Origin of the sequence: Streptomyces sp. NPDC005576 (assembly GCF_042871745.1) — a bacterium.
Taxonomy (GTDB): domain Bacteria; phylum Actinomycetota; class Actinomycetes; order Streptomycetales; family Streptomycetaceae; genus Streptomyces.
The window spans coordinates 103,043-126,168 of the sequence record NZ_JBIAJC010000004.1; the positions used below are offsets into that span (position 1 = coordinate 103,043).

Consider the following 23,126-nt stretch of genomic DNA (forward strand, 5'->3'; position numbering starts at 1 on the left):
GCCGCAAGTGTGCCGCGCGGTGCCGTGCTCCCGCCAGGGTCCTTCGACTCAGTGCTTGGCGGGCAGGAGGCCCATCCGGTCGTACGCCTGCGCCAGCGTCTCCGCGGCTACCGTCCGGGCCTTCTCCGCACCCTTGGCCAGCAGCGAGTCCAGCGTCTCCGGGTCGTCCAGGTACTCCTGGGTGCGCGTGCGGAACGGCGTGACGAACTCCACCATGACTTCGGCGAGATCCGTCTTCAGCGCGCCGTACATCTGGCCCTCGTACTTCTGCTCCAGTGCCTCCACCGAGGTGCCGGTGAGGGTGGAGTAGATGGTCAGGAGGTTGCTGATGCCCGGCTTCTCCGTGACGTCGTACCGGATCACCGTGTCGGTGTCGGTGACGGCGCTCTTGACCTTCTTCGCGGTGGTCTTCGGGTCGTCCAGGAGGTTGATGAGGCCCTTCGGCGTGGACGCCGACTTGCTCATCTTGATCGACGGGTCCTGGAGGTCGTAGATCTTCGCCGTCTCCTTGAGGATGTACGGCTCCGGGATGGTGAAGGTGTCGCCGAAGCGGCCGTTGAAGCGCTCCGCGAGGTCGCGGGTCAGCTCGATGTGCTGGCGCTGGTCCTCGCCGACCGGGACCTGGTTGGCCTGGTAGAGCAGGATGTCCGCGACCTGGAGGACCGGGTACGTGAAGAGGCCGACGGTCGCCCGGTCGGCACCCTGCTTCGCCGCCTTGTCCTTGAACTGGGTCATCCGGGAGGCCTCGCCGAACCCGGTCAGGCAGTTCATCAGCCAGCCGAGCTGCGCGTGCTCGGGGACGTGGCTCTGCACGAAGAGCGTGCACCGCTCGGGGTCGAGACCGGCCGCCAGCAGCTGGGCCGCGGCGAGGCGGGTGTTGGCCCGCAGCTCCTTCGGGTCCTGCGGCACGGTGATCGCGTGCAGGTCCACCACCATGTAGAAGGCGTCGTGGGACTCCTGCAGAGCCACCCACTGGCGCACCGCGCCGAGGTAGTTGCCGAGGTGGAACGAGCCTGCGGTGGGCTGGATTCCGGAGAGCACGCGAGGTCGGTCAGAGGCCATGTGCCCATTGTCTCAGGTGCGCAACCGATCCCGGGCAGCCGGTACTCGGGAATCCGTCGCGGGCTCCGGAGCGGCCCTGTTCAGCGGTGCGCGGGGCCGCCGGGGCGGGCGGGGCGGGCGGTGAGAGGTGGATCACGTTTCCGGTGACGGGCCCGGCGTGCGGGGGCGGGGCGGGCACGCCGGTGCGGCGCGGGTTTCCCGGGTGGTGCGGCGACGGAACGATACAAAGTGGGCACGACCCCGCCCGCCGCCCCCGACCCGGGCGCCATCCGCCCGGTCCGCACCCGCACCTCCATCCGCACGTGCCGCACGACGAACGGAGATCCCGTGTCGACCACGGAGAACGCCCTCGCCTCCACCGAGGCCCACAGCGCGCACAACTACCACCCGCTGCCCGTCGTCGTCGCGACGGCGGACGGGGCCTGGATGACCGACGTGGAGGGGCACCGCTACCTCGACCTGCTGGCCGGGTACTCGGCGCTCAACTTCGGCCACCGCAACCGCCGGCTGACCGACGCGGCGAAGGCGCAGCTGGACCGGGTGACGCTCACCTCGCGGGCGTTCCACCACGACCGGTTCGCCGCGTTCTGCACGGAGCTCGCCGAGTTGTGCGGCATGGAGATGGTGCTGCCGATGAACACCGGCGCGGAGGCGGTGGAGACCGCCGTGAAGACCGTGCGGAAGTGGGGGTACACCGTCAAGGGCGTCCCGGACGGCATGGCCAAGATCATCGTGGCGGCGGACAACTTCCACGGCCGCACCACCACGATCGTCAGCTTCTCCACCGACCCGGAGGCTCGCGCGGACTACGGTCCGTACACCCCGGGCTTCGAGATCGTGCCGTACGGCGACCTCACCGCGATGCGTGAGGCGATGACGGAGAACACCGTGGCGGTGCTGCTGGAGCCGATCCAGGGCGAGGCCGGGGTGCTGGTGCCGCCGGAGGGTTATCTCGCCGGGGTCCGTGAGCTGACCCGCGAGCGGAACGTGCTCTTCGTCGCGGACGAGATCCAGTCGGGCCTGGGCCGCACCGGACGGACCTTCGCCTGCGAGCACGAGGGCGTGGTGCCGGACATGTACGTCCTGGGCAAGGCGCTCGGCGGCGGGGTGGTGCCGGTGTCGGCGGTGGTCTCCTCGGCGGCGGTGCTGGGGGTGTTCCGGCCGGGCGAGCACGGCTCGACGTTCGGCGGCAACCCGCTGGCGTGCGCGGTGGCGCTGGAGGTGATCGCGATGCTGCGGACCGGCGAGTACCAGGCTCGGGCGGCGGAGCTGGGGGCCCATCTCCACCGCGAGCTGGGCCGGCTGGTGGGCGGGGGCACCGTGGACGCGGTGCGTGGCCGGGGGCTGTGGGCGGGGGTGGACGTCACCCCGGCGCTGGGCACGGGCCGGGAGATCTCGGAGCGGCTGATGGGCCGGCGCGTGCTGGTGAAGGACACCCACGGCTCGACGATCCGGATCGCGCCCCCGTTGGTGATCGAGCGGGAGGACCTGGACTGGGGGCTCGCCCAGCTCCGTGCGGTGCTGGGCGAGAGCGAGTAGGACGCAGGAGGGAGGGCGGGGGTGCAGGACCGACGGATCGTCGGCCCGGCACCCCCGCCCCGCCGGCCTACGCGGTGGTGCAGGCGTGCCCGCCGAGCTTGAAGACGGACGGATCGGGCCCGGCCTTCGGGGTGGTGGTGTTGAACCCGAAGTCGGCGACCGCACCGGGGGCGAGCGCCCGGTTCCAGTCCAGCGGCTTCGCCGTGACCGTACGGCCGCTCTGGGAGAGGTCCGCGCTCCAGCTCTGGCCGATCCGCTGGCCGCCCGGGAAGAGCCAGCTCAGCTGCCAGGCGGGGAGCGGGGCGGTGCCGGTGTTGCGGACCCGGACGGTGACGGTGGAGCCGCCCGTCCAGGCATGCGAGGCGTAGGACACCTGGCAGACCCGGTCGGTGCGGTCGGCCGCCGTGTGTCCGTCGCCCGCGTCGTCCAGGTAGGAGGCGATGAAGGCGAGGGGCGCGTTCCAGTTGATGGCGACCTCGTTGGTGGCCCAGGAGCCGTTGTCGTCGAGGTAGCACATCGCGGGGGCGCAGCCGCCGAGCTTCTCCGCCGCTGCCGGGTCACCCGCGGCGACGGCCGTCGCGTTGGGTCCGCCGGCCACCGAGCCGGGGGGCGGGTGGGGCAGGTCGGGGTTGCTCTGGTGGGCCCAGAAGCGGTGGTGCTGGTTCTCCGAGTCGCGTTCGCCGTACCCGGTGACGTAACTCTGGTTGAGCGGGTTGCGGCCGAAGAGGTAGTCGGCCCCGCGCAGGACGGCGTCCTGGTAGGCCGGTTCGCCGGTGAGGTCGTGGGCGACGGCCAGGACGACCATGTTGTTGAGCACCTGGCTGTTGGAGCCCCAGGCGTAGTCCTCGCCGGGCGGGGAGTAGGGCAGTCCGTAGAGCTCGGCGCGGGACTGCGCGGCGTACCGGTCGGCTCCGGCGGTCACGACCGCGCGGACACCGGCGAGTTGCGTGGCGCTCAGGTCGTTGGGGACGGTGGCGAGGGTGAGTACGCCGAGTCCGGCGGTGGAGCCCCAGGAGATGCCGCCGCCGGCGGAGAAGATCCGGCCGGCGTCGCCGTGCAGCGGGGAGGCGAGCAGCGCGGTGCGGTAGGCCGAATCACCGGTGGTGGTGAAGAGTTCGGCGGCGGCCCAGTAGAACTCGTCGGAGACGTCGTTGTCGCTGTAGGTCCCGCCGCCGGTGCCGTCCGCCGGGTCGGCGTAGACGGCCGGGTGCGCGGTGGCGGCCTTCCAGGCGGTGGTGGCGGCCCGCAGGCAGCGGTCGGCGAACGCCTGGTCGTACGGGGCGTACAGCCGGGCGCACTGGGCGCCGGTCGCGGCGAGGTTGAGCGTCGCGGCGGTCGAGGGGGCGTGCAGTTCGCGCGGTTGGGGGTCCTGGTCCGGGCGGGTGGGAATGCCGGTCCAGGCGGCGTCGTGCACCTTGTGGTGGACCATCCCCGCCAGCGGTTCGCCGGCCGGTACCTGCATGCGCAGCAGGAAGTCCAGCTCCCAGCGTGCCTCGTCGAGGATGTCGGGCACGTCGTTGCCGCGTTCCGGCACGCGCAGGGTGCCGTCGCCCAGCTCGGCGCCCTCGGCGTCGGCCGCGGTCAGAGTCCGCTCGTACGTGGACATCAACTGGGCCACCGCGATGCCGCCGTTGACCACGTACTTGCCGTGGTCACCGGCGTCGTACCAGCCGCCCGAGACGTCGAGGCGGTAGTCGCAGACGCCGGGGACGCACGGCACGTCGGTGTCGCCCTGGTTGGGGGAGGTGCCGGCGTGTCCGGCGGGGCGCGCGTACTCCTCACCGACGAGGTCCGCCTCGATCGGGATGCCGCTGCGGTTGTGGTAGAAGTACGCGAGCGCGTCGGAGCGGAGGCCGTCGTAGAGGTCGGCGCGCACCGAGAAGGGCTCGCTGACCTGCCCGTCGACGTCCACGGTGTAGCCGTCGCCGACGGTGGTGAGGGCGCTGAAGTCGAAGGTGTGGACGCGCTGCCGGGAGGTCGGGTCCTCGCCGCCGGGGACGGTCGAGCCGGTGGCGGCGGTGGACCCGTCGGCGCTCTTCACCCTCCAGGTCAGCGGCGCGTCGGCGTCCGTCACCACGGTGCCGCTCTTGCTGCCGTGCGGGAGGTAGCCGACCTGGTTGATCCGGACCGGGGAACCGGTGTCCGGTACGTACACGGGCGGTTCGGCACCGCCGCGCAGGGAGATGTCGTCGAAGCAGAAGGTGGTGGCCCGGTCGCCCCCGCCGATCTGGAGGGCGACCTGCGCGGCCGGCCGGTCGGCGGTGGCGGTGAACGCGTGGGTGACCGTCACCGGTTCGGTGCCGACCGGGTCGGCGGTGGCGAGTTCGGTGGCCCAGGGCTCGACGGCCTCCTGGACGCGGGTCTGCGCGGTCAGCGGCACGGTGGAGCTCGCGGTGTAGCTGAGGAGGTACGTCTCCCCCGCCACGAGGGGGACGTCGTTCTGCCCGACGATCACGTCCCAGGCGTTCGCCGTACCGGCCGGGACGTCGACGCAGAGGCGGCCGTCGACGACTTTCCCCGAGGTGTTCGCCGTCCACCACCAGGGCGCGGTCCCGGCGGAGAAGTCACCGTTGGTGATCTGCTCGGCGCCCTCGGCCGGTGCGGGTTCGTCGGCTGCGGCGCCGGGCGCGGCGAGGCCCACCGCGAGCAGCGCCGCGACGACCGCCGCGGCGGAGAGGCGCCCGGCGGACCGGGCACGGTGGTGCGGCGGACGGGTGCGCGAGGAGGGGAGGCGTGGGGGTGGGGCGTTCACCGGGACACCTTTCGTCGGCGGGCTGCGGGTGCGGAGAAGGAACGCTGAGTGGGGGCATGAGCGGAGGCAAGTGGGAGCGCTCCCACGAGCGGGCCCATTCTGGCGCCGGAGACCATCGTTCCGCCAGGGTCATGACAGAACTGAAAATGTCACCGCCGCCGGCCGGAGGCCGGGGGCGGTGACGGTGACGGTGACGGGGGTGACAGCGTGGGCGCCGGGCGGGTCCGGTGGGCGCGACCGCTGAGCGGGCAGTCCGCCAGGGGGCCAGGGGTCAGAGGATCACGTGCGGCAGGAAGCGGGCGTACTCGTCCGTGACCGGTCCGGCCGACTCACGGATGCCGAGACCCGCCGCCTCGTCGCCGACCACCCAGGCGCCGAGCACCACGCGGTTGCCGTCGAAGTCGGGGAGCGGCGCCAACTCCTGGTAGCAGCAAGCCTCCTGGCGCAACACCGGCGCACTGCCGGGACCGTGCAGCTCGACACCCGCCCCCTCGCGGCCGAGCAGAGGCTTGGAGACGTAACCCGCGCCCCCGTACCCGGCGAGTTCGCGCGGGCCGTCCAGATGGGCGGCCAGCAGGTTCGGGTGTCCCGGGTAGAGCTCCCAGAGGACGGCCAGCAGCGCCTTGTTGGAGAGGAGCATCTTCCAGGCGGGCTCGATCCAGCAGGTGGAGCCGGTCCCGCCGCCGTTGTCGAGCGTCTCGAGGACATGCCGGCCGAACTCGTCGGTGGTCAGCCATTCCCACGGGTAGAGCTTGAAACAGCTCCGGATGAAGCGCAGTTGCTCATCGACGAACCGGCCGCTCAGCGGGTCCCAGCCGATGCGTTCGACGGAGAGCGCCTCGGTGTCGATACCGGCCTGCTGGGCGGTCTCGCGCAGGTACGCGACCGTCATCAGGTCCTCGCCCAGCTCGTCCCCGTCCGAGTGCGCGAAGTGCACCGGTCCGGGCGGCAGGAGCGGGGCCTGCCGCCGCCAGGTCTCGACGAGCCGTTCGTGCAGGGAGTTCCACTGGTCGGCGCCCGGAAAACGCTCCTCCATCCAGAACCACTGCGCGCTGGCGGCCTCCACCAGCGAGGTGGGGGTGTCGGCGTTGTACTCCAGCATCTTCGCGGGGCCCGTACCGTCGTACCGCAGGTCGAACCTGCCGTACACGGAGGGGAGTTCGGCGCGCCGGTGCCAGGACTCGGCGACGAGCCGGGCGAGTCCGGGGTCGGTGATGCCGAGGTCGGCGAAGCGGTTCTCCTCCACGATGTGCGCGGCTGCGGCCAGGCACATGGTGTGCAGCTCCTCGACGACCTCCTCCAGCGCCTCGACCTCGGGCAGCGAGAAGGCGTAGTACGCGCTCTCGTCCCAGTAGGGGCGCAGCGAGCCGTCCGGGTGGCGGGTGAGTGGGTAGATCAGCCCCTGCTCCTCGACGGTGCGCTGCCAGTCGGGGCGGGGTTCGATGGTGCGGCGTTCCACGGTCGGCTCAGCCGCCGCTGGAGTGCGAGTTGCCGAAGCCGCCGCGCTTGACGGAGGACTTGTCGAAGCTGCCGCCGGAGACCTTGCCGTTCTTGACGGAGCCGCCGTAGTAGTAACTGCCGTGGCCGCCGCTCTTGCACTCGTACTTCGGCAGCGTCTTCTGGGTCACCCGGTCCACACAGCGCTTGTCGGGATCGGAGCCGCAGGCGGTGAGGGTCACTGCGAGCAGCCCCACGCCTCCGAGCACCACCGTGCTGGACCGCAGTATGCGCTTGGCCATCTTCCGTACTCTCCCCCGTCGTGCGGGTGCGCCTGGTGGTGCACCTCGTTCCGCGTACAGCGATGCGCTGTACCGCGATGCGCTGTACCGCGATGCGCTGTACAGCGATGGGCGGTACAGCGATGCGTTCAGTCGATGGCCAGATTAGATGCCAGGACCACCGGCCGGGAACCCCGGCGCCCCGCCAGGGAGCGGCAGCCGACCGGTTCGAGGCACCTGTGGCCCGGTCCCGCGGGCCGCGCAGGGCGCCGAAGCGCGGGTGACAGCTCTTCCGTCAACCCCGCTCCCGTTTTTCATCCTGGCGACCGACCTGCGGTCGATCAGCCCGGCGCGGCCGACGCGTGGCCCTAGGCAAGGCCCGGACGGGCACACCCGGCCGCTCCTCGCGCAGGCCGGACGCCGATTCCATACCAACCGGGCCGTTTCTGCCTCACTCTGGGTATCCGAAGATCACCCTTCGGGTACGGAGAGGACGAGAAGAGTGAACGCCAAGAGAAGCGAACCCGCCGTCGGATCACTGGTGGTGGACGCGTCACGCCCTGGTGTGATCGGCGAGTTCCGGGGCGTCTCGGGCGCCTTCTGGCAACTGCGGCCGGTGACCGGAGGTGCCGATTGGCAAGCCGATCCGGAGCAGACCCGCTTCGCCGATCCCGCCGAGCGGCTGCGCGCCGAGAACGCACGGTGCAACGCACGGAGCCGGGGCGAACGGCTGTGACCTGCCGGCCGGCGCCCCTCCCGGCAGGCTCCGCCCCTCGCGGCACAGGGCGGAGAGCGGCCAGGGCGCGGGCCCGCACCGCTCGGGCCCGCACCCTCCGGAACGACGTAGGACGCTCCGCACGCCGGGCAGGTGCTCTTTGAGGTGCAACATCCCTGTTCCCACCAGGATTTCGCGCTCCCCACGCTACGTTCTTGCCCGGTCCTGACAGCGAGCCGGGGGAGACGAACAGACCATGAAAAGCGCGGAGTTACTGCCACCCACGGATGTCTGGCTGCTCGTTCGAGCGCTCCCGGTCCCCCTGCAGGGCGCGACCCAGAAGCTCGCGGACGCCCTCATGGCGCTCCACGGCCCGAGGTTCGCCGTCTGGCACACCAACGAGTTCGTCTTCGGCGTCCGTGCAGGGCAGCTGTTCCTGCGGACCCTGGGCGGCGCGGAGGTGCCCGCGCCGAAGGTCGTCCTCGTCCGCCAGCCCCCGGGCTCCATGCACCACGACCGCGAAGTGACCCTGCTGCGGCACCTGGAGCGCATGGGCGCCACGCTCCTCAACCCGCTGGCGGCGCACCTCGTGTGCCGCAACAAGGTCTGGCAGATGCAGGACCTGGCCCAGGCCGGGCTGCCGGTGCCGGACACCCTCTCCTACGGGACGGCGCCGCTGGAAGGGGTGGTCCGCACCAACGGACTACAAGCCCCGTGCGTGGTCAAGTCGGTCACCGGCCACAAGGGCAAACAGGTCTTCCTCGCCCCCGACACCCACCTGCTGCGCGGTATCGCGGGCGCCCTGGCCCAGGAGACACCCCACCTGTTCCAGGAGTACGTATCCCACTCGCACGGCCGGGACCTGCGCATGGTCGTGGTCGACGGGGAGACCGTGGGCGCCGCCGTACGCACCTCGCGCAACGGCGGCCTCACCTCGAACCTCGGCCAGGGCGGTTCCGCCACCGTCTGCCCGGGCGAGTCCCCGGCGGCGGAGTCGCTGGCCGTACGGGCCGCCGAGGCGCTGGGCCTCGCGATCGCCGGGGTGGATCTCCTCTTCGCCTCCGAGGACACCTTCACCGTCTGCGAGGTCAACGCCGTCCCCGGCTGGCGCCCGCAGATGACGGCGGTGATCCCGGCCATCACGGCGAGCGTCGCCCGCCGCATCGAAGCCTGGGGCGGCTGAGCCGGGCCGCCCGAGCGCCACTTCCGTAGGGCCGCCGATCGCGTGCCACGGGCGGTCCTGCCGACCACCGGGAAGGAACGCCGCCTGCCGGGAGGCGCTCTACGGGCGGTTGCGGCAGAGGCAGAACGGGTGTCCGGCAGGGTCGGTGTACACCTGCCAGCCGTAGCCGGACTCATCGACGAAGCCCTTGAGGAAGGTGGCGCCCAGACCGGTCACCCGGCGGTGTTCGGGCTCGAACTCGTCCACTTCGAAGTCGAGGTGGAACTGCTGCGGGTGGTCCTGGCCCGGCCAGTTCGGAGGCTGGTAGTCCGCCACCCGCTGGAACGACAGCTCGATGCCGTCGTTGCGCAGGGTGACCCAGTCCTTCTTGCTGATGTCGGTGTTGATCTCCCAGCTCAGCACCTCGGCGTAGAACTCGGCCAGCTTCCACGGGTCGGGGCAGTCGAGGATGACGTCGGTGAATGTCAGCATCGGAACATCGTAGGTCGCAGCTTCGGACATCCGCGGTGAACAAGTGAGCGCGTTTCGTGGGTCGTTCGGTGAAGGTGCGGCGCATCGCACCGCGGGTTCCCGCCGGGCGGGAGGGCCGCGGCTCGGCAAGGAGCAGGTCCGCCCTCCGCCCCTGCGTCGGGGGGCGGACCCCGGAAAACCGCTGGTCCACGACTGCCGTCCGCCCCTGTCCGGCCTGGTCGGCCCAGTTCCACACCGGCGTCCCACGGCTCCCCGCGCCGTGACGATCTTGTTCGAAGTCGAATACTTCGCATTCGAACATCTAAAAATCTATGGTGGCCGTAGTAGACATCCGCGTGGGCCGTGGGTAGTGTTTCTCTCGTAGCCAGAGAGACCGCAAGGCCCGGCAGAGATGAACTGCCGGGAAGCAGTAAGTGCAGTACAGGCAGTTGCAGGACGGTGCGGTGGTGGAGTTCCGAAGCCGGAGCAGTTGCAGGATGGCGACGGGACTGACGACCGGACCGGGTGGCCCGCAGTGATCAGGGGCTGCCGCGAGCAGTGCTCAGCAGTGAAGTCATGAGGCAGCACCTCGGTGAAGGCGTCGGCTGCGGACGCGCGCACCGGGAAGTTCGGCAGTGGGGTTCTAAGCCAGAGCAGACGCAGGACGGGCGACGGGGCTGGCTGCCGAAGAGTGGTGGCGCTGACACAGGCCACCGAGCGGATCGCATTACCAGCAGGACGCAGTACCAGCAGTACGAAGTATCAGCAGGACGCAACACCAGCAGTAGTGAGCAATCGATCCCAGAGGGAAGAACGGAGGGGCCGAGCGCCATCAGGATCGCCCGGGCGGAAGTCTGAACCCGGGTACCGCAGGACATCGATAGTGAGGTGGTCTCCGGTCAAGCAACCGCGATCCCCGCACACCCGACAGCGTCTCGGTCGGAGTGGCGGATACGAAAGTCCGGCGCAGTAACCAGGGCCGGACGATGGTGTAGCAGTTCCTTCGGGGCCTTGGTGCCGTACGGCACCAAGGCCCCTCCACGTGTTCCACAGAGAGGTGCGATGACCGCAGACGATTCGTTCGGCCGTCTCGACGACGACGACTACCCCGCCTACACCATGGGCCGGGCCGCCGAGATGCTCGGCACCACCCAGGGCTTCCTCCGGGCCATCGGCGAAGCCCGCCTCATCACGCCGTTGCGCTCCGCGGGCGGCCACCGCCGGTACTCCCGCTACCAACTGCGCATCGCCGCCCGCGCCCGTGAGCTCGTGGACCAGGGAACGCCCATCGAAGCCGCCTGCCGCATCGTCATCCTCGAAGACCAGCTCGAAGAAGCCCAGCGCATCAATGCCGAACAGCGTCGTGCAGCCGGATCGGCGGAACCGGCGGGCGCGACCTGAGCTCCACGCCGACCACACCGGGTCCGTGTCGGGCCGGGTGGGAGGGACGGTGGGAGGTGCCCCGGCGACTCGTGGCGACCTACAGCGGTCCCCGCCGACTCGGGGCGCCCCCGGGCGACCCGAGCGGGGCCGCCACATCGGACCGCGGGCTCCCGCGTCTCGGCTCCCACTCCCTCGGCTCCCGCCCCTCGCGTCACGGGAGCACCCGGCACAGTGCGTCCAGGGCTCCCTTCCAGGCGCTGTCGGGCGGGGAGCCGTAGCTGATGACCAGCGCGTCCCTCTCCCGTCGGGCGTCCGGGTGACGGAAGAAGGAGAGGCCCTCCAGCGCCAGTCCCTGGAAGGCTGCGGCGGAGATCACGGAGCGTTCGGTGCCTTCGGGGAGTTCGAGGACGGCGTGCAGACCGGCCGCGATGCCGCTGACGCGGATGTCCGGGGCGCTCTCGGCGAGGGCGGCGACGAGCTGGTCGCGGCGGCGCCGGTAGCGGAGCCGCATCGCGCGCACATGGCGGTCGTACGCGCCCGAGGTGATGAACTCCGCGAGGGCGAGCTGTTCCAGCGCGCCGGTCGTCCAGTCGGCGAACCCCTTCGCGGCTGCGAGTTCCTCCACCATGCCGCCCGGCGCCACCATCCAGCCCAGCCGCAATCCCGGCGCGAGGGACTTGCTCGCCGTACCTATGTAGACGACCCGGTCGGGGTCGAGTCCCTGGAGGCTGCCGACCGGCTGGCGGTCGTAGCGGAACTCGCCGTCGTAGTCGTCCTCGACGATCAACCCACCGGTCGTGCGCGCCCAGTCGACGGCCGCCGCCCGCCGGTCCGGGTCCAGCTGGACGCCGGTCGGGTACTGGTGGGCCGGCGTCATCAGTACCGCGCCGACGCCCCGCATCCCTGCCAACGCACGGGTCTCCGTGCCCTGTTGGTCGAGCGGGACGCAGGGGGCCCGCAGCCCGGCGTCGGTGAGGACGCTCCGGTGGAATTCGAGTCCGTACGACTCGACGGCCACCTCGCGTACCCTCCGTTTCCTCAACACCCCGCTCAACAGGCGCAGTCCGTGGATGAAGCCCGAGCAGATCACCACCCGCTCCGGGTCGGCGTACACCCCGCGCGCCCGGCCGAGGTACTCCGCGATCGCAGTGCGCAGCTCGATGCGCCCGCGCGGATCTCCGTACCCGAAAGCCTCGTTGGGTGCTTCTACGAGTGCGCGACGGGACGCGCGGAGCCAGGCGGCGCGCGGGAAGGAGGCCAGGTCCGGCTGGCCGGGCATCAGGCTGTACGTGGGCAGCCGGCGGGCCGGCAGGGTCCTGCGGGCGACCGGGGTTCCGCCACGCGGCTCCGACCGCCGCGCGACACGGGTTCCGGAGCCCTGGCGGGCCGTGAGCCACCCCTCGGCGACCAGTTCCGCGTACGCGTCGGCCACCGTGTTCCGCGCGATCCCCAGGTCCGCGGCGAGCGCCCGGGAGGACGGCAGCCGGGCCTCGGGCGCGAGTCTCCCCGTGCGTACGGCGTGCCGCAGCGCCTCCATCAGCCCGTCGCGCAGGCCTCCGGCGTGCGGTTCGATGTGCAGGTCGGCCCCGAAAGTGGCCCAGGAATCCGTCATGGAAATGGACCATAGTCCGGCGCCACCCGGGTCGTAGCGTGGTGGGCATGACGACACCGAGCCACACCCACACCACCTCCGAGTTCGCCCCCGAGCACACCCCGCGCCTCAACTGGGCGGAGCTCGCCCCCGACGTCTACAAGGCCATGATCCGGCTGGACGCGGCGGCCCGTAAGGGACTCGACCCGGTCATCGGCGAGCTGGTGAAGATCCGCTCCTCGCAGCTCAACCACTGCGCGTTCTGCCTGGACATGCACACCAAGGACGCCCTCGCCCAGGGCGAGACCGTCCAGCGGATCGTGCAGCTCGGCGCGTGGGAGGAGTCGAAGCACTTCTACACGGAGAAGGAGATCGCGGCGATCGAGCTGACCGAGGCCATCACCGTCGTGACCGATGGATTCGTGCCGGACGAGGTCTGGGAGAAGGCCGCCAAGCACTTCGACGAGACCGAGCTGGCCCACCTGGTCGCGGCGATCAACGTGATCAACGGCTGGAACCGCTTCGCCGTGAGCACCCGCATGGTGCCGGGCCACTACGTACCGGGCGCTCACTGACGCACCCGCGGGTATCCCCCCTCGGTCCGGCAGTTGAGCAACCCGGCGGTTGGGCAACGCCGTCGATCCACAGCCGGGCCACCCGCCGGGAAATGCGACGTGCCCGCCTGGAATCACCGGACAGCACCCGTCAATTCCCGAAATGGAGCAAGGGATTCGACCCTCGAACAGACACCGTAAGATCGTCTTAACGCACCGCGTCTCCACGTGAAACGTCCTTCGTGGCATGCTCTCGTCACACACCCCGTCGCATCCGGCGGGGTGTGTCGAGTTGAATTCCGGAAGGACTCCCCCGCAGATGCGCGCACCCTTGATACCCAAGCTCGCGATCGCACTCGCCTTGACCACCGCGGCCACGGTCTCCGTCACGGGGACGGCCTCGGCCGGCCCCCCGCCGAAGGGCCACAACGCGCAGATACCGGCCACCCGGAAGGCGATCGCCGACGCCGCAGGAGCCGCAGCTATTGCCCACGCCGCCGGGGCCGGACTGACCGGGCAGAGCGGACTGGTCGCCACCGACGTCATGGTCGACCCGAACGGCACGCAGCACGTGCGCTTCTCGCAGACTTACCGGGGCATACCCGTCATAGGTGCTGACATCGTTGTCCACCTCACCAGGACCTCCGGCTACCTCGGCGTGACGCGCGCCGCCGACAAGGCGGTCTCGGTGCCGACCGTGGCGGCGAAGGTCACGACGCAGCAGGCCCGCACCAAGGCCGCCTCGGTCGTGTCCAAGGGCTCGGCGGCGACTCCCCGGCTGATCGTGCACGTCCAGCGGGGCAAGAGCATCCTCGCCTACCAGGTGGGAGTGTCCGTCGGGGGCGACGCGGCGGCCGCCCACTCGGTACTCCTCGACGCCACGACGGGCAGCGTGGTGAGCGACGCCCCCGCCCTGGACGAGTTCATCTCGCCGATGCTGGAGAGCAAGCTCAAGGCCTTGGGCCAGGCGGCGAAGCCGTCGACGACCGCGTACTCCGCCAAACCCCCGGTCAAGCCGGTCGCCGTCGCGTACCCCGCCCCGGCGGTGGGCACCGGGGCGTCGATGTACGACGGAGCGGTGACGCTGAACACCACGCAGACCGCCGCGTCCTCGTACACCCTCACCGACACCACCCGCGGCAGCGCCCAGGTCAAGAACGCCAAGAACAAGTCGTTGGCGGAGTCGAGCGTCTTCACCAGCTCCAGCGTCATGACCGACACCGACAACAAGTGGGGCAACGGCGCCACGTCCGACACCAACACCGCCGGTGTGGACGCCCAGTACGGGCTGACGTCGACCTTCGACTTCTACAAGAAGACGTTCGGCCGCAACGGCATCAAGAACGACGGCGTCGGTCCGCACGGCGTCGTCCACTACGCGCGCAATTACGGCAACGCCGGCTGGAGCGACGGCTGCTGGTGCATGGTCTACGGGGACGGTGACGGTTCGACCTTCACCAAGCCGCTGACCCAGCTGGACGTCACCGGACACGAGTTGACGCACGGTGTGGTGTCGTCCACGGCGGCTCTGGAGACCGACTACGACTCGGTCGGCAACCAGATCGGCGAGGCCGGTTCGCTGAACGAGTCGCTGGCCGACATCTTCGGGACCGCCGTCGAGTTCACCACCAACAACTCCACGCACGCGCCCAACTACCTGATGGGTGAGCAGCTCGGCCTCGCGCAGGGGTTCCTGAGGCGGCTCGACCACCCGTCGCTGGACAAGCTGGAGGGCACCGTCGACTACTGGAGCACGAGGGCTCCCAGCACCGAGGTGCACGCGGGCTCCGGGGTCTCCTCCCACGCCTTCTACCTGCTGGCGGAGGGCAGCGGGAGCAAGACGATCGGCGGTGTCGCGTACAGCTCGGCGACGTACGACGGCTCGACGGTGACCGGTATCGGCCGCGACAAGGCCGTGGCGATCTTCTACCAGGCACTGACCCGGTACATGGTCTCCAGCACCGACTTCCACGACGCCCGCACGGCGACGCTGCAGGCCGCGGCGGACCTCTACGGGCAGAGCGGCACCGAGTACGCCGCGGTGAACAAGGCGTGGGCCGCGGTGAACGTCACCACGGCCAACGGCTGAGGCGGCCCCTGCCGTTCGTTCCTCCTGCCGACGGTGACGGCCTGACCGCCCCGTCGTGATCCACCGCGCGGTTCCCCGCACCCCCGGGCCCTCGGGCCGTGTCCGACCGTTCCCGGGTGCGGGGAACCGCGCGTGCCGAGCGGTTGCCGCCGGTACGCCCCCGCCGGACGGGCCGCGGCGAGGAACCCCTCGGGCAACCGGACCGCAGCCAGGAATCGGCAAGAATTCCCCAAGAGGAATTCAAGTGATTCCCAAGGGAAAAGTGCGACGCGGTCCCGCCCGCCGTGTACTCGCCCCGGCACACTTTGTGGCCACGGGATCGAAGATGCGTCCGGGCATGGCCGAAAGGGCCCTTATCCCCTTTCGGCGCGTAACCCGGGAGCGCGCACGACGGCCCGCACCCCCGTCATTCACGAAGAGTGTTCTGCCGTGCCCATGTCTATCCATGCGCCTGGGGAGATCACGTCCGATCCGCACGCGCCGCACCCCGTCGACGCCTCGGCCGTCCTGCGGCCGGCACCTGGACGCTGCGGGTCGGCCCCGTGCAGCTTCGACCTCGACGGGGGGCACCTCCAGGGCTGGAGCATGCCCTTCCGTCCTGCCGGGACGCTCCCGGCCGTACCCCGGCCCGGGGCGTCCCGTACACGGCGGTCAGGGAGCCGACCCCTGCGGGTCGAAGCCGGCGACCGCCTCGTCCATGATCTCCTCGTGGAGCGGCCACTCCGTGTCGGGAGCGGCGACCAGCAGGGCGTAGAGCCTGCCGTTCGACGCGGTGAAGACCCGGTCGAGCACCTGACGGCGGGTGCCGGTCGCCTCGTGGTCGTAGGCGTAGACCAGTTGGGCGGCGTCACCGCCGTCCGGGGAGTCCACCGCTTCGACGCTGATCTCCTGGAACCCTGGGCTGGCGCTGCGGGACTCGGAGGCGGCGTGCACCGCGTCCAGGGCGCTGGTGACCCCGGTGACCTGCCAGATCTGGAGCAGCGAGGTGCCGTCCGCCGAGGTGTAGTAGACGCCGTGGTCGTCCTCGGTGCGGTTCGTCCACTCCTCGGGCACGACGACGGTGAAGCCGTCCGGGTCGTCCACGGCGGTGTATCCGGGGCCTGCCGTCGCCGGGGCGGTCCCCTCGTCCGTGGGGGCCGGACCTTCGCCGGTCGGTTCGGCGGGGGACTCGTCGCCCGTGCCCTGGCCGCCGGAGGCGTCCGTCGCCGAGGCGGACGCGGAGGTTGCCGAGCCCCGTGCCGTCGGGTGACGGTCGTCGCCCTCGGCGAGCGTGAACCAGAGAGCCGCCGTGCACGCGGCGAGCAGGCCGACCGCGAGCCCGGCGGTCAGCGGGGTGAACCGCTGCCACACCGTACCGACGCCTTCCTCCCGCACACCGTCCCCGGGCTCGATCTCGCCGACGAACCCGCCGACGAATCCACCCCTCGCTCCGCCTCCGGATCCGTCGCCGGTTCCGTCGCCGGTCCCGGTCCCGGTCGCGAAACCGCCCCGCCCGTCGGGGCCGTAGACGTATCCGCCGGGTGAGCCGTCCGGCGGGGGCGTCACGTACGCGCCGGGCGGTTCCGCCGGTGGGGCCGGTGCCACCGGCGGGGAGACGGGCAGTGGGGGCAGTACCACGGGCGGGACCTGGTCACCCGTCTCCCACCGCTGTGTCTCGTCGTTCCAGCGCGGTGCGCCGCCGCCCTTCATCGGTCAGCCTCCCAGCAGTGCCGAGAGCTCATGGCCGACCGCGGCGCCCGACGCCAGGGTGGCGACCAGGGATCCGGCCGCCTCCATGGCTTCCCGGAGACGGACGAGTCGGCCGGGTGCGGCGGCGCCCTCCGACTCGATCTCCTCCGCCACGGAGGCGAGCTCGGAGTCGAGCGCCCCGGTTGCGGCGGTCTCGACGAAACGGGCGAGGTCGGCACGCAACTCCCCCACCGCCTCCAGGAGTTTCGCCTGCGCCTCGTCGGCCGGTGCCGCGAGCTGGTTCTGCGTCACGGCGTTGTGGTCACCGATGGCGAACGCACTGCCCGTCACCGAGCCGATGTGCACGCCGGCCCGGGGCTTCTGTTGCCCGTCCGTGCTTCCCATGGTCATGTCCTTCCGGTGGTACGGAGTCAGGTCAGTGCTCTTACGTGCTCGGGGCCCCGCCCGTGCCGAACGGCGGGGGCGGCCAGGACTGCCCCGGCCTCGTGCCCGGCCCCTGGTCCGGACCCGACGTCGGCGGGGTGCCCGACGCACCGGGGGCGCCGCCGCGCCGCTCCGCGCGCCGCCGGTTGCTGGTGATGGTGTTGTGGTCGCCGATGCCGATGGCACTGTCGGTCGCGGACTCGATGAAGACGCCGCCCGCACCGATGTGGACGACCTTCTGCTCGAACTCGTCGGTCTGCCAGCCGGCTTCGCGCAGCGCCAGCCGCACCCCGCCGGTCACCCGGTCCTCGATGCTCTTGAGGTACCGGTCGATGTCCATCTCCTGGAAGAGCGTGGCCCGGGTGTCCGAGGCCAGCTGCCGGACCGAGAGCTCCGGTCCCTCCGGGAGCGCGCCGCCGTGGCCCTCGGTGAGCTGCTTCCGGCCGCCGACCGTGCCTCTGCCGAGCGTGGTCAGCGAGCGCATCAGGGAGCCCGGGGCCCGGGTCACGGCCCAATACGCCTTGCCCAGCCAGTTGTTGTTGCGATGCTGGTGCGCGAGCTGGTCCAGCTCGCGGAAGAACGGCAGCAGCGGCTTCAGGACGTGCGGGGCGACCTCCAGCATCAGCATCCCGCCCTGGGTGTGGACCCTGACGAAGACGGTGACCACGACTTCCTCGCCCCAGCCGCCGACCCTGACCCGCAGGAAGTGCCTGCGGCTCTCGCCGCCCTCCTCCACGGCGGCCCTCCGGTGCGTCTCGAACCCCTCCGGCCCGTACGGCGCGTCCCGGCGCTTCAGCAGCCCGCGTACCGGGAGGAACACGCACTCGTCCACCTGGAGTTCGCGCAACCGGTCGCGCACCGCCGCTGCTTCCTCCCGCGAGCCGTGCGGGGACGGTACCCGCAGCCCTTCGAGCAGGGGAACGATCCTGCGGAGGATGGCCGCGTTGTCGATGGGCTCGGCCACCGTGTCGGTGCGCGGGCGGAGTTCGACGGAGAGGTTCCACGCGCGGCGGGTGTCCCCGCTGCCGCAGAACGGATCGTCCTCGTTGTACATGATCAGTGGGGAGTGCTGCTCCACCCGGATGCGGTCGCGGAGCCGGCGGAACCGCCCGTCGGCGTACCGCTCGGCAGGGTCGGCGGCGAGGTCGGCGAAGCCCTGCCGGGAGAGTTCCGCGCCCATCACCCGGGAGAACTGGCCTCGTTGGAGGCCCACCAGGCCGGCGAGTCCGGCGACGGCCAGCAGGCAGAGCCAGGGCACGGAGGCGGGCATCCCTCGGGAGAGCCCGGCCAGGAGGCTCGGCACCAGGGTGAGGAAGCCGGGAAGACTGTCGACGAGACTGTCGTCCGAGCCGTAGCCGTCGCCGTAGGAGCCGCCGTAGCCGTAGGGGTCGGACGAGTCGTTGGTGTCGAGCCAGCCGAGCGACCCACCCAGCACCCACACCACGACGACGATCAGGAACGCGGTCAGTATGAGACGGGCGTACCAGCGGATCACCAGGGCCGGGATGACCCGGTAGAAGGGCGGCTCGGCGGCGGTTCCCCGCATCGACTGCGCCACGCCGATCCAGAATGCCGCCAGCGCCAGTATGGCGAAGAAGCCGTGGGTGACGACGACCGCCAGCACCCAGAACGCCAGAATGCCGCCGGCCCACTGGAGTTGGGTCTTTCGCGCCCACAGCGCATGGGCCAGGACACGCGCCGCGTCGAAGCCCGCGGAGGGGGCGACGATCCTGTTCTCCCGGAGGTACAGGTGGTCGATCACGGCGTCCCGGAAGCCCTCGTGGTGGTGGACCCCGGCGCAGAGCAGTCGGCAGGCTTCGCTTCCCGCGGGGTGAACCGGCGGTCGTCCACCCGGTTCGTCCCCGTCGTGCGATTCCTGCGACGGCACGGAGGTCACGGTCACCGGCACCCCTTCGATGATCAACCCATGGCGTCCGCACGGGTGTTGCATGGGATAGGACGCCAATGTAGCGGGCGCTGGAGTGGTGGTGCGAGGCGATTGTGCGTCATGGGGCGGGCCGTGCACGCAACCTTCACGTCCACGCGTGCACCCCGCGCGGGAACGCACGGGAGACGCGCCGGAACGCTCCCGCCACGACACGCGGGAGCGCCCGCACGGCTGTTGCCGTACGGGCGCTCCGAAAGCCGATGGGGCAGTGCCCCGCTCAAGCTCAGATCAGGCCGAGCCCGCGAACCGCGTCGCGCTCCTCGACGAGCTCCGCGACCGACGCGTCGATGCGCGCGCGGGAGAACTCGTTGATGTCCAGGCCCTGGACGATCTCGTACGAGCCGTCCTTCGTGGTGACCGGGAAGGAGGAGATGATGCCCTCGGGGACGCCGTAGGAGCCGTCCGACGGGATGCCCATCGAGGTCCAGTTGCCCTCGGCGGTGCCGTTGACCCAGGTGTACACGTGGTCGATGGCGGCGTTGGCGGCCGAGGCGGCGGAGGACGCGCCACGGGCCTCGATGATCGCTGCGCCACGCTTGGCGACGGTCGGGATGAAGGTGTCGGCCAGCCATGCCTGGTCGTTGACGACCTCGGCGGCGTTCTTGCCGGCGATCTCCGCGTGGAAGATGTCCGGGTACTGGGTGGCCGAGTGGTTGCCCCAGATCGTCAGCTTCTTGATGTCGGAGACGGCGGCACCGGTCTTGGCGGCCAGCTGCGAGATCGCGCGGTTGTGGTCGAGGCGGGTCATCGCGGTGAAGCGCTCGGCCGGTACGTCCGGGGCGGCGGCCTGCGCGATGAGCGCGTTGGTGTTGGCCGGGTTGCCGACGACGAGGACCTTGATGTCGTCCGCGGCGTTGTCGTTGATGGCCTTGCCCTGGGGCTTGAAGATGCCACCGTTGGCGGAGAGCAGGTCGCCGCGCTCCATGCCCTTGGTGCGCGGGCGGGCGCCGACGAGCAGCGCGACGTTGGCGCCGTTGAACGCGGCGTTGGCGTCGTCGGTGATCTCGATGCCGCGCAGCAGCGGGAAGGCGCAGTCGTCGAGCTCCATCGCCGTGCCCTCGGCGGCCTTGAGACCCTGCGGGATCTCCAGGAGACGCAGGTTGACCGGCACGTCCGGGCCGAGCAGGTGGCCGGAGGCGATGCGGAAGAGCAGCGCGTAGCCGATCTGGCCGGCCGCGCCGGTCACGGTGACATTCACGGGAGTGCGGGTCATGGCGATCTCCGTTAGACAGCTGGCGGTGGGGGCTCATGGCCCCTGGAGCTGGACATCCCTGAATCTTGATGTGAAGAGATATCCGTCGGCCAGGCTATCCGACCCCGGCCCCGCCGACCGCCTGCCCCCCTGTGTCACGGCCCACAGACTCCCCGTACCGGCGAGGGTGTCGCGGCCCGCCACGCGGCGCCGGGGATCCGCGGGCGAGTCGGCCGGTCGCGCTGTGGCACGGCGGTCACACGGTGCCGGAATGGTCACTTCCGTGCCACAGGGGGCGGCCGTTCCTTGCCCCGTCTGGTCGTGTCCATGACTCTTGGAGCGGGCCGCGGACGGCGCTCGATTCGCCGCCCGCCGGGGCCGCACCGCCCCGCCCGCCCTGCGGTGTCCGTCCCTGTCGGGGGAAGGGACGGACACCGCCCGGGTCACCTCACGCGGGCTGCTCAGAGGACTCCGGCCGAACGGGCCACTCGCGGAGCCCCGGGGTCCGGCCTCAGCGGATGGTGAAGTGGACCGCGTCCTCCAGGACCGGGATGTCCACCCACGGGCCCGGCTGCGCCATCAGCGCGAGCAGCACGATCAGCGCGCCCATCACCCCGTACGTGACGAGGTCGGTGAACCGGGACCGTACGGCCAGCATGCCGACCGACGGGACCACCCAGCGCAGCACGGCCCCGATCAGCAGGGCCACCCCGATCAGCAGGGCGCCGATCCGGAACGCCTCGGCGAACGGGTCGGTGGCCACGATCAGCAGCCCCACCGCCGCCGTCGCGAGCACCGCGAGCAGCGGCCACTGGCGGGCCGGCGCGGGGGCATCGCCCGACGCCGCCCGGCCGCCGCCCTCGGGGCGAGCGGTGTCGCGGGTCAGCGAGAACCGCCAGGACCGCTGGGGCGTCGCCGGGGACGCGTCCTGCGGCGCGGGGTCCGTCCCGGGTTCCGCCGATCCCCCGGCCTGGTCCGCGTGGTCCGCGTGGTCCGCCTCGCCGGGGTCCCGCGCGTCGCGGCGCGCGGGGCCGGCCGGACTCGTAGCAGCAGCCATCGGGTTCCTTCCGGGTCAGCCGGCTGCCGGGGCGTCGGCCTCGGCGGCGGTGCGCTCGGCGGCCTCGACGACGTTCACCAGCAGCTGCGCGCGGGTCATCGGGCCGACTCCGCCCGGGTTCGGCGAGATCCAGGCGGCGACCTCGGCCACACCCGGGTGCACATCCCCGACGATCTTGCCGTTCTCGTCGCGGCTCACGCCGACGTCGAGCACGGCGGCGCCCGGCTTCACGTCCTCGGGCTTGATGATGTGCGGCACCCCGGCGGCGGCGACGATGATGTCGGCCTCCTTGAGGTGGGCGGAGAGGTCGCGGGTACCGGTGTGGCACTGGGTGACCGTGGCGTTCTCGGACTTGCGGGTCAGCAGCAGCGGGATCGAGCGGCCGATCGTGACACCGCGGCCGACGACCACGACGTGCGCCCCGTTGATCTCCACGCCGTGGTGGCGGAGCAGCTGGACGACGCCCTGCGGGGTGCAGGGCAGCGGGCCGGTCTCGTTGAGGACGAGGCGGCCGAGGCTCATGGGGTGCAGTCCGTCGGCGTCCTTGGCCGGGTCCATCAGCTCCAGCACGCGGTTGGTGTCGATGCCTTTGGGGAGCGGGAGCTGCACGATGTAACCGGTGCAGTCGGGGTTGGCGTTGAGCTCGCGTACGACGTCCTCGATCTCCTCCTGGGTGGCGGTGTCGGGGAGTTCGCGCTGGATCGAGGCGATGCCGACCTGTGCGCAGTCGCGGTGCTTGCCGTTGACGTACCACCGGCTGCCCGGGTCGTCGCCGACGAGCAGGGTTCCGAGGCCGGGCGTGATGCCCCGCTCCTTGAGGGCCGCCACGCGGACGGTCAGTTCGGACTTGATCGCGGCTGCGGTGGCCTTGCCATCGAGAATCTGGGCAGTCATGCACCCATCCTCGCGGATGAACCCACCTGCGTACCAATTCAGGTCCGGTGGGCGGACGGGTGACGTTGCACTTGCACAACTACTACGCCAATCAGGTGGACAGGAACCGGCCACCGGGACGACGATGAGGCGCGCAGCAATGCGGACCGTGCCGGGGGGCGAACCGTTCATGTGCGCAGCGAATCCTCCGAGCGGGCCGTACCGTCCCCGCACCACCACATCGGAGGAACCTCGCCATGAGCTTCGGCGACCCCAACAACCCTTACGGCCAGCCGCAGCCGGGCGCCCAGCAGCCCGGCGGCCAGCAGCCCGGATACGGCTACCCGCAGTCCCCGCAGGGCGGACCGCCGCAGGGCTACGACTACCCCCAGGCGCCGTACGGGCAGGGCGGTTTCCCGGCCGGGCCGACCGAGATGCCGGGTGGGGTCAAGGCGGCCCGCGTGATGCTCTTCGTGATGGGCGGCCTCAGCCTCATCGGTGCGATCATCTTCGCGCTCACCGCGGTGGCCTTCGGCGCCGCCAAGAACGACGCCTCCTTCGAGGAGGACGTGCAGTTCCAGCAGCTCGCCGACTACTCGGGCGGCGTGCTGTGGGGCATCACCGTCTTCGCGGTGGTGTGGGCCGTGTTCGCCATCGTCCTCGGGGCGAAGTTCGGCAGCGGGGGCAGCGGCCTGCGCGTCACGGCCATCGTCTTCGGCGTGCTGACGGCGATCCTCGGCATCTACCCGTTCGTCGTGGTCGGCCTCGTCTACACGGTGCTCGCCATTCTCGTCGTCGTCTTCGCGGCCAACAGCGACGGCAGCGCCTGGTTCAACCGCAACAAGCAGCCGCAGCAGTACTGACGCCGCGGCGGTACCCCTGACGCACTGGGTGGTGTCCACCGGATC

The 23,126-nt window shown here is 71.2% G+C and carries 19 protein-coding genes; 7 read left to right on the top strand and 12 right to left on the bottom strand.

What is annotated here, in order from left to right:
- Positions 1 to 48 precede the first annotated feature (48 nt).
- Complete coding sequence (gene trpS, locus ACFYPN_RS08605) at positions 49 to 1,062, bottom strand: tryptophan--tRNA ligase (RefSeq protein WP_358758866.1); 1,014 nt, start codon at positions 1,060 to 1,062, stop codon at positions 49 to 51.
- 327 nt (positions 1,063 to 1,389) lie between these two features.
- Here trpS and rocD point away from each other — a divergent pair, with 327 nt between their 5' ends.
- The gene (rocD, locus tag ACFYPN_RS08610) at positions 1,390 to 2,601 is read left to right on the top strand and encodes an ornithine--oxo-acid transaminase (RefSeq protein ID WP_358758867.1); all 1,212 of its coding nucleotides are present in this window, start codon (positions 1,390 to 1,392) and stop codon (positions 2,599 to 2,601) included.
- Positions 2,602 to 2,668: 67 nt separating this feature from the next.
- On the opposite strand, the gene ACFYPN_RS08615 is transcribed toward rocD, so the two are convergent.
- The 3 genes from ACFYPN_RS08615 to ACFYPN_RS08625 all read right to left on the bottom strand — a co-directional run bounded on the left by ACFYPN_RS08615 (position 2,669) and on the right by ACFYPN_RS08625 (position 7,092).
- Positions 2,669 to 5,353, bottom strand: a complete 2,685-nt coding sequence (locus ACFYPN_RS08615) for a glycoside hydrolase family 9 protein (RefSeq protein ID WP_389297396.1) — start codon at positions 5,351 to 5,353, stop codon at positions 2,669 to 2,671.
- Between the two features lie 271 nt (positions 5,354 to 5,624).
- Positions 5,625 to 6,812 carry a glutathionylspermidine synthase family protein gene (locus ACFYPN_RS08620; RefSeq protein WP_358758868.1) on the bottom strand — a complete coding sequence of 396 codons (1,188 nt, stop codon included), beginning with the start codon at positions 6,810 to 6,812 and terminating at the stop codon, positions 5,625 to 5,627.
- A gap of 7 nt (positions 6,813 to 6,819) precedes the next feature.
- On the bottom strand, positions 6,820 to 7,092 hold the full coding sequence (locus ACFYPN_RS08625) for a hypothetical protein (RefSeq protein WP_358758870.1): 273 nt from the start codon (positions 7,090 to 7,092) through the stop codon (positions 6,820 to 6,822).
- Between the two features lie 481 nt (positions 7,093 to 7,573).
- Between ACFYPN_RS08625 and ACFYPN_RS08630 the strand changes: the two genes are divergently transcribed.
- Together ACFYPN_RS08630 and ACFYPN_RS08635 are read left to right on the top strand one after the other, a co-directional pair.
- The gene (locus tag ACFYPN_RS08630) at positions 7,574 to 7,807 is read left to right on the top strand and encodes a hypothetical protein (RefSeq protein WP_358758872.1); all 234 of its coding nucleotides are present in this window, start codon (positions 7,574 to 7,576) and stop codon (positions 7,805 to 7,807) included.
- Positions 7,808 to 8,042: 235 nt separating this feature from the next.
- A complete protein-coding gene (locus tag ACFYPN_RS08635; RefSeq protein ID WP_358758874.1) occupies positions 8,043 to 8,969 on the top strand; it encodes a RimK family alpha-L-glutamate ligase in 927 nt (308 codons plus the stop codon).
- 99 nt (positions 8,970 to 9,068) lie between these two features.
- Here ACFYPN_RS08635 and ACFYPN_RS08640 read toward each other — a convergent pair whose 3' ends face one another.
- Complete coding sequence (locus ACFYPN_RS08640; RefSeq protein WP_358758876.1) at positions 9,069 to 9,440, bottom strand: VOC family protein; 372 nt, start codon at positions 9,438 to 9,440, stop codon at positions 9,069 to 9,071.
- 1,041 nt (positions 9,441 to 10,481) lie between these two features.
- Between ACFYPN_RS08640 and ACFYPN_RS08645 the strand changes: the two genes are divergently transcribed.
- Positions 10,482 to 10,820 carry a MerR family transcriptional regulator gene (locus ACFYPN_RS08645; protein WP_358758878.1) on the top strand — a complete coding sequence of 113 codons (339 nt, stop codon included), beginning with the start codon at positions 10,482 to 10,484 and terminating at the stop codon, positions 10,818 to 10,820.
- Between the two features lie 193 nt (positions 10,821 to 11,013).
- Here the strand turns inward: ACFYPN_RS08645 and ACFYPN_RS08650 are convergent, their stop codons facing one another.
- Positions 11,014 to 12,414 carry a PLP-dependent aminotransferase family protein gene (locus tag ACFYPN_RS08650; protein WP_358758880.1) on the bottom strand — a complete coding sequence of 467 codons (1,401 nt, stop codon included), beginning with the start codon at positions 12,412 to 12,414 and terminating at the stop codon, positions 11,014 to 11,016.
- Between the two features lie 47 nt (positions 12,415 to 12,461).
- Between ACFYPN_RS08650 and ACFYPN_RS08655 the strand changes: the two genes are divergently transcribed.
- Both ACFYPN_RS08655 and ACFYPN_RS08660 read left to right on the top strand, forming a co-directional pair.
- On the top strand, positions 12,462 to 12,968 hold the full coding sequence (locus ACFYPN_RS08655) for a carboxymuconolactone decarboxylase family protein (RefSeq protein ID WP_358758882.1): 507 nt from the start codon (positions 12,462 to 12,464) through the stop codon (positions 12,966 to 12,968).
- A gap of 298 nt (positions 12,969 to 13,266) precedes the next feature.
- On the top strand, positions 13,267 to 15,036 hold the full coding sequence (locus ACFYPN_RS08660; protein ID WP_358758884.1) for a M4 family metallopeptidase: 1,770 nt from the start codon (positions 13,267 to 13,269) through the stop codon (positions 15,034 to 15,036).
- A gap of 651 nt (positions 15,037 to 15,687) precedes the next feature.
- Here ACFYPN_RS08660 and ACFYPN_RS08665 read toward each other — a convergent pair.
- The 6 genes from ACFYPN_RS08665 to ACFYPN_RS08690 form a co-directional block, all read right to left on the bottom strand.
- Positions 15,688 to 16,725, bottom strand: coding sequence for a serine/arginine repetitive matrix protein 2 (locus ACFYPN_RS08665; protein ID WP_358758886.1), 1,038 nt, complete (start codon positions 16,723 to 16,725; stop codon positions 15,688 to 15,690).
- Positions 16,726 to 16,728: 3 nt separating this feature from the next.
- Positions 16,729 to 17,109 (bottom strand): hypothetical protein, encoded by a 381-nt coding sequence (locus ACFYPN_RS08670; protein ID WP_389297400.1) that lies wholly within the window; start codon positions 17,107 to 17,109, stop codon positions 16,729 to 16,731.
- Between the two features lie 40 nt (positions 17,110 to 17,149).
- The gene (locus ACFYPN_RS08675; RefSeq protein ID WP_358758890.1) at positions 17,150 to 19,051 is read right to left on the bottom strand and encodes a hypothetical protein; all 1,902 of its coding nucleotides are present in this window, start codon (positions 19,049 to 19,051) and stop codon (positions 17,150 to 17,152) included.
- A gap of 268 nt (positions 19,052 to 19,319) precedes the next feature.
- Complete coding sequence (locus ACFYPN_RS08680; protein WP_358758892.1) at positions 19,320 to 20,309, bottom strand: malate dehydrogenase; 990 nt, start codon at positions 20,307 to 20,309, stop codon at positions 19,320 to 19,322.
- A gap of 490 nt (positions 20,310 to 20,799) precedes the next feature.
- On the bottom strand, positions 20,800 to 21,345 hold the full coding sequence (locus tag ACFYPN_RS08685; protein WP_358758894.1) for a DUF3017 domain-containing protein: 546 nt from the start codon (positions 21,343 to 21,345) through the stop codon (positions 20,800 to 20,802).
- A 15-nt stretch (positions 21,346 to 21,360) separates the two neighbouring features.
- Entirely contained in the window at positions 21,361 to 22,239 is an 879-nt protein-coding gene (locus ACFYPN_RS08690) for a bifunctional methylenetetrahydrofolate dehydrogenase/methenyltetrahydrofolate cyclohydrolase (protein ID WP_358758896.1), read from the bottom strand.
- A gap of 236 nt (positions 22,240 to 22,475) precedes the next feature.
- Between ACFYPN_RS08690 and ACFYPN_RS08695 the strand changes: the two genes are divergently transcribed.
- Entirely contained in the window at positions 22,476 to 23,081 is a 606-nt protein-coding gene (locus ACFYPN_RS08695) for a hypothetical protein (protein WP_358758898.1), read from the top strand.
- The last annotated feature ends 45 nt before the right edge of the window (positions 23,082 to 23,126 follow it).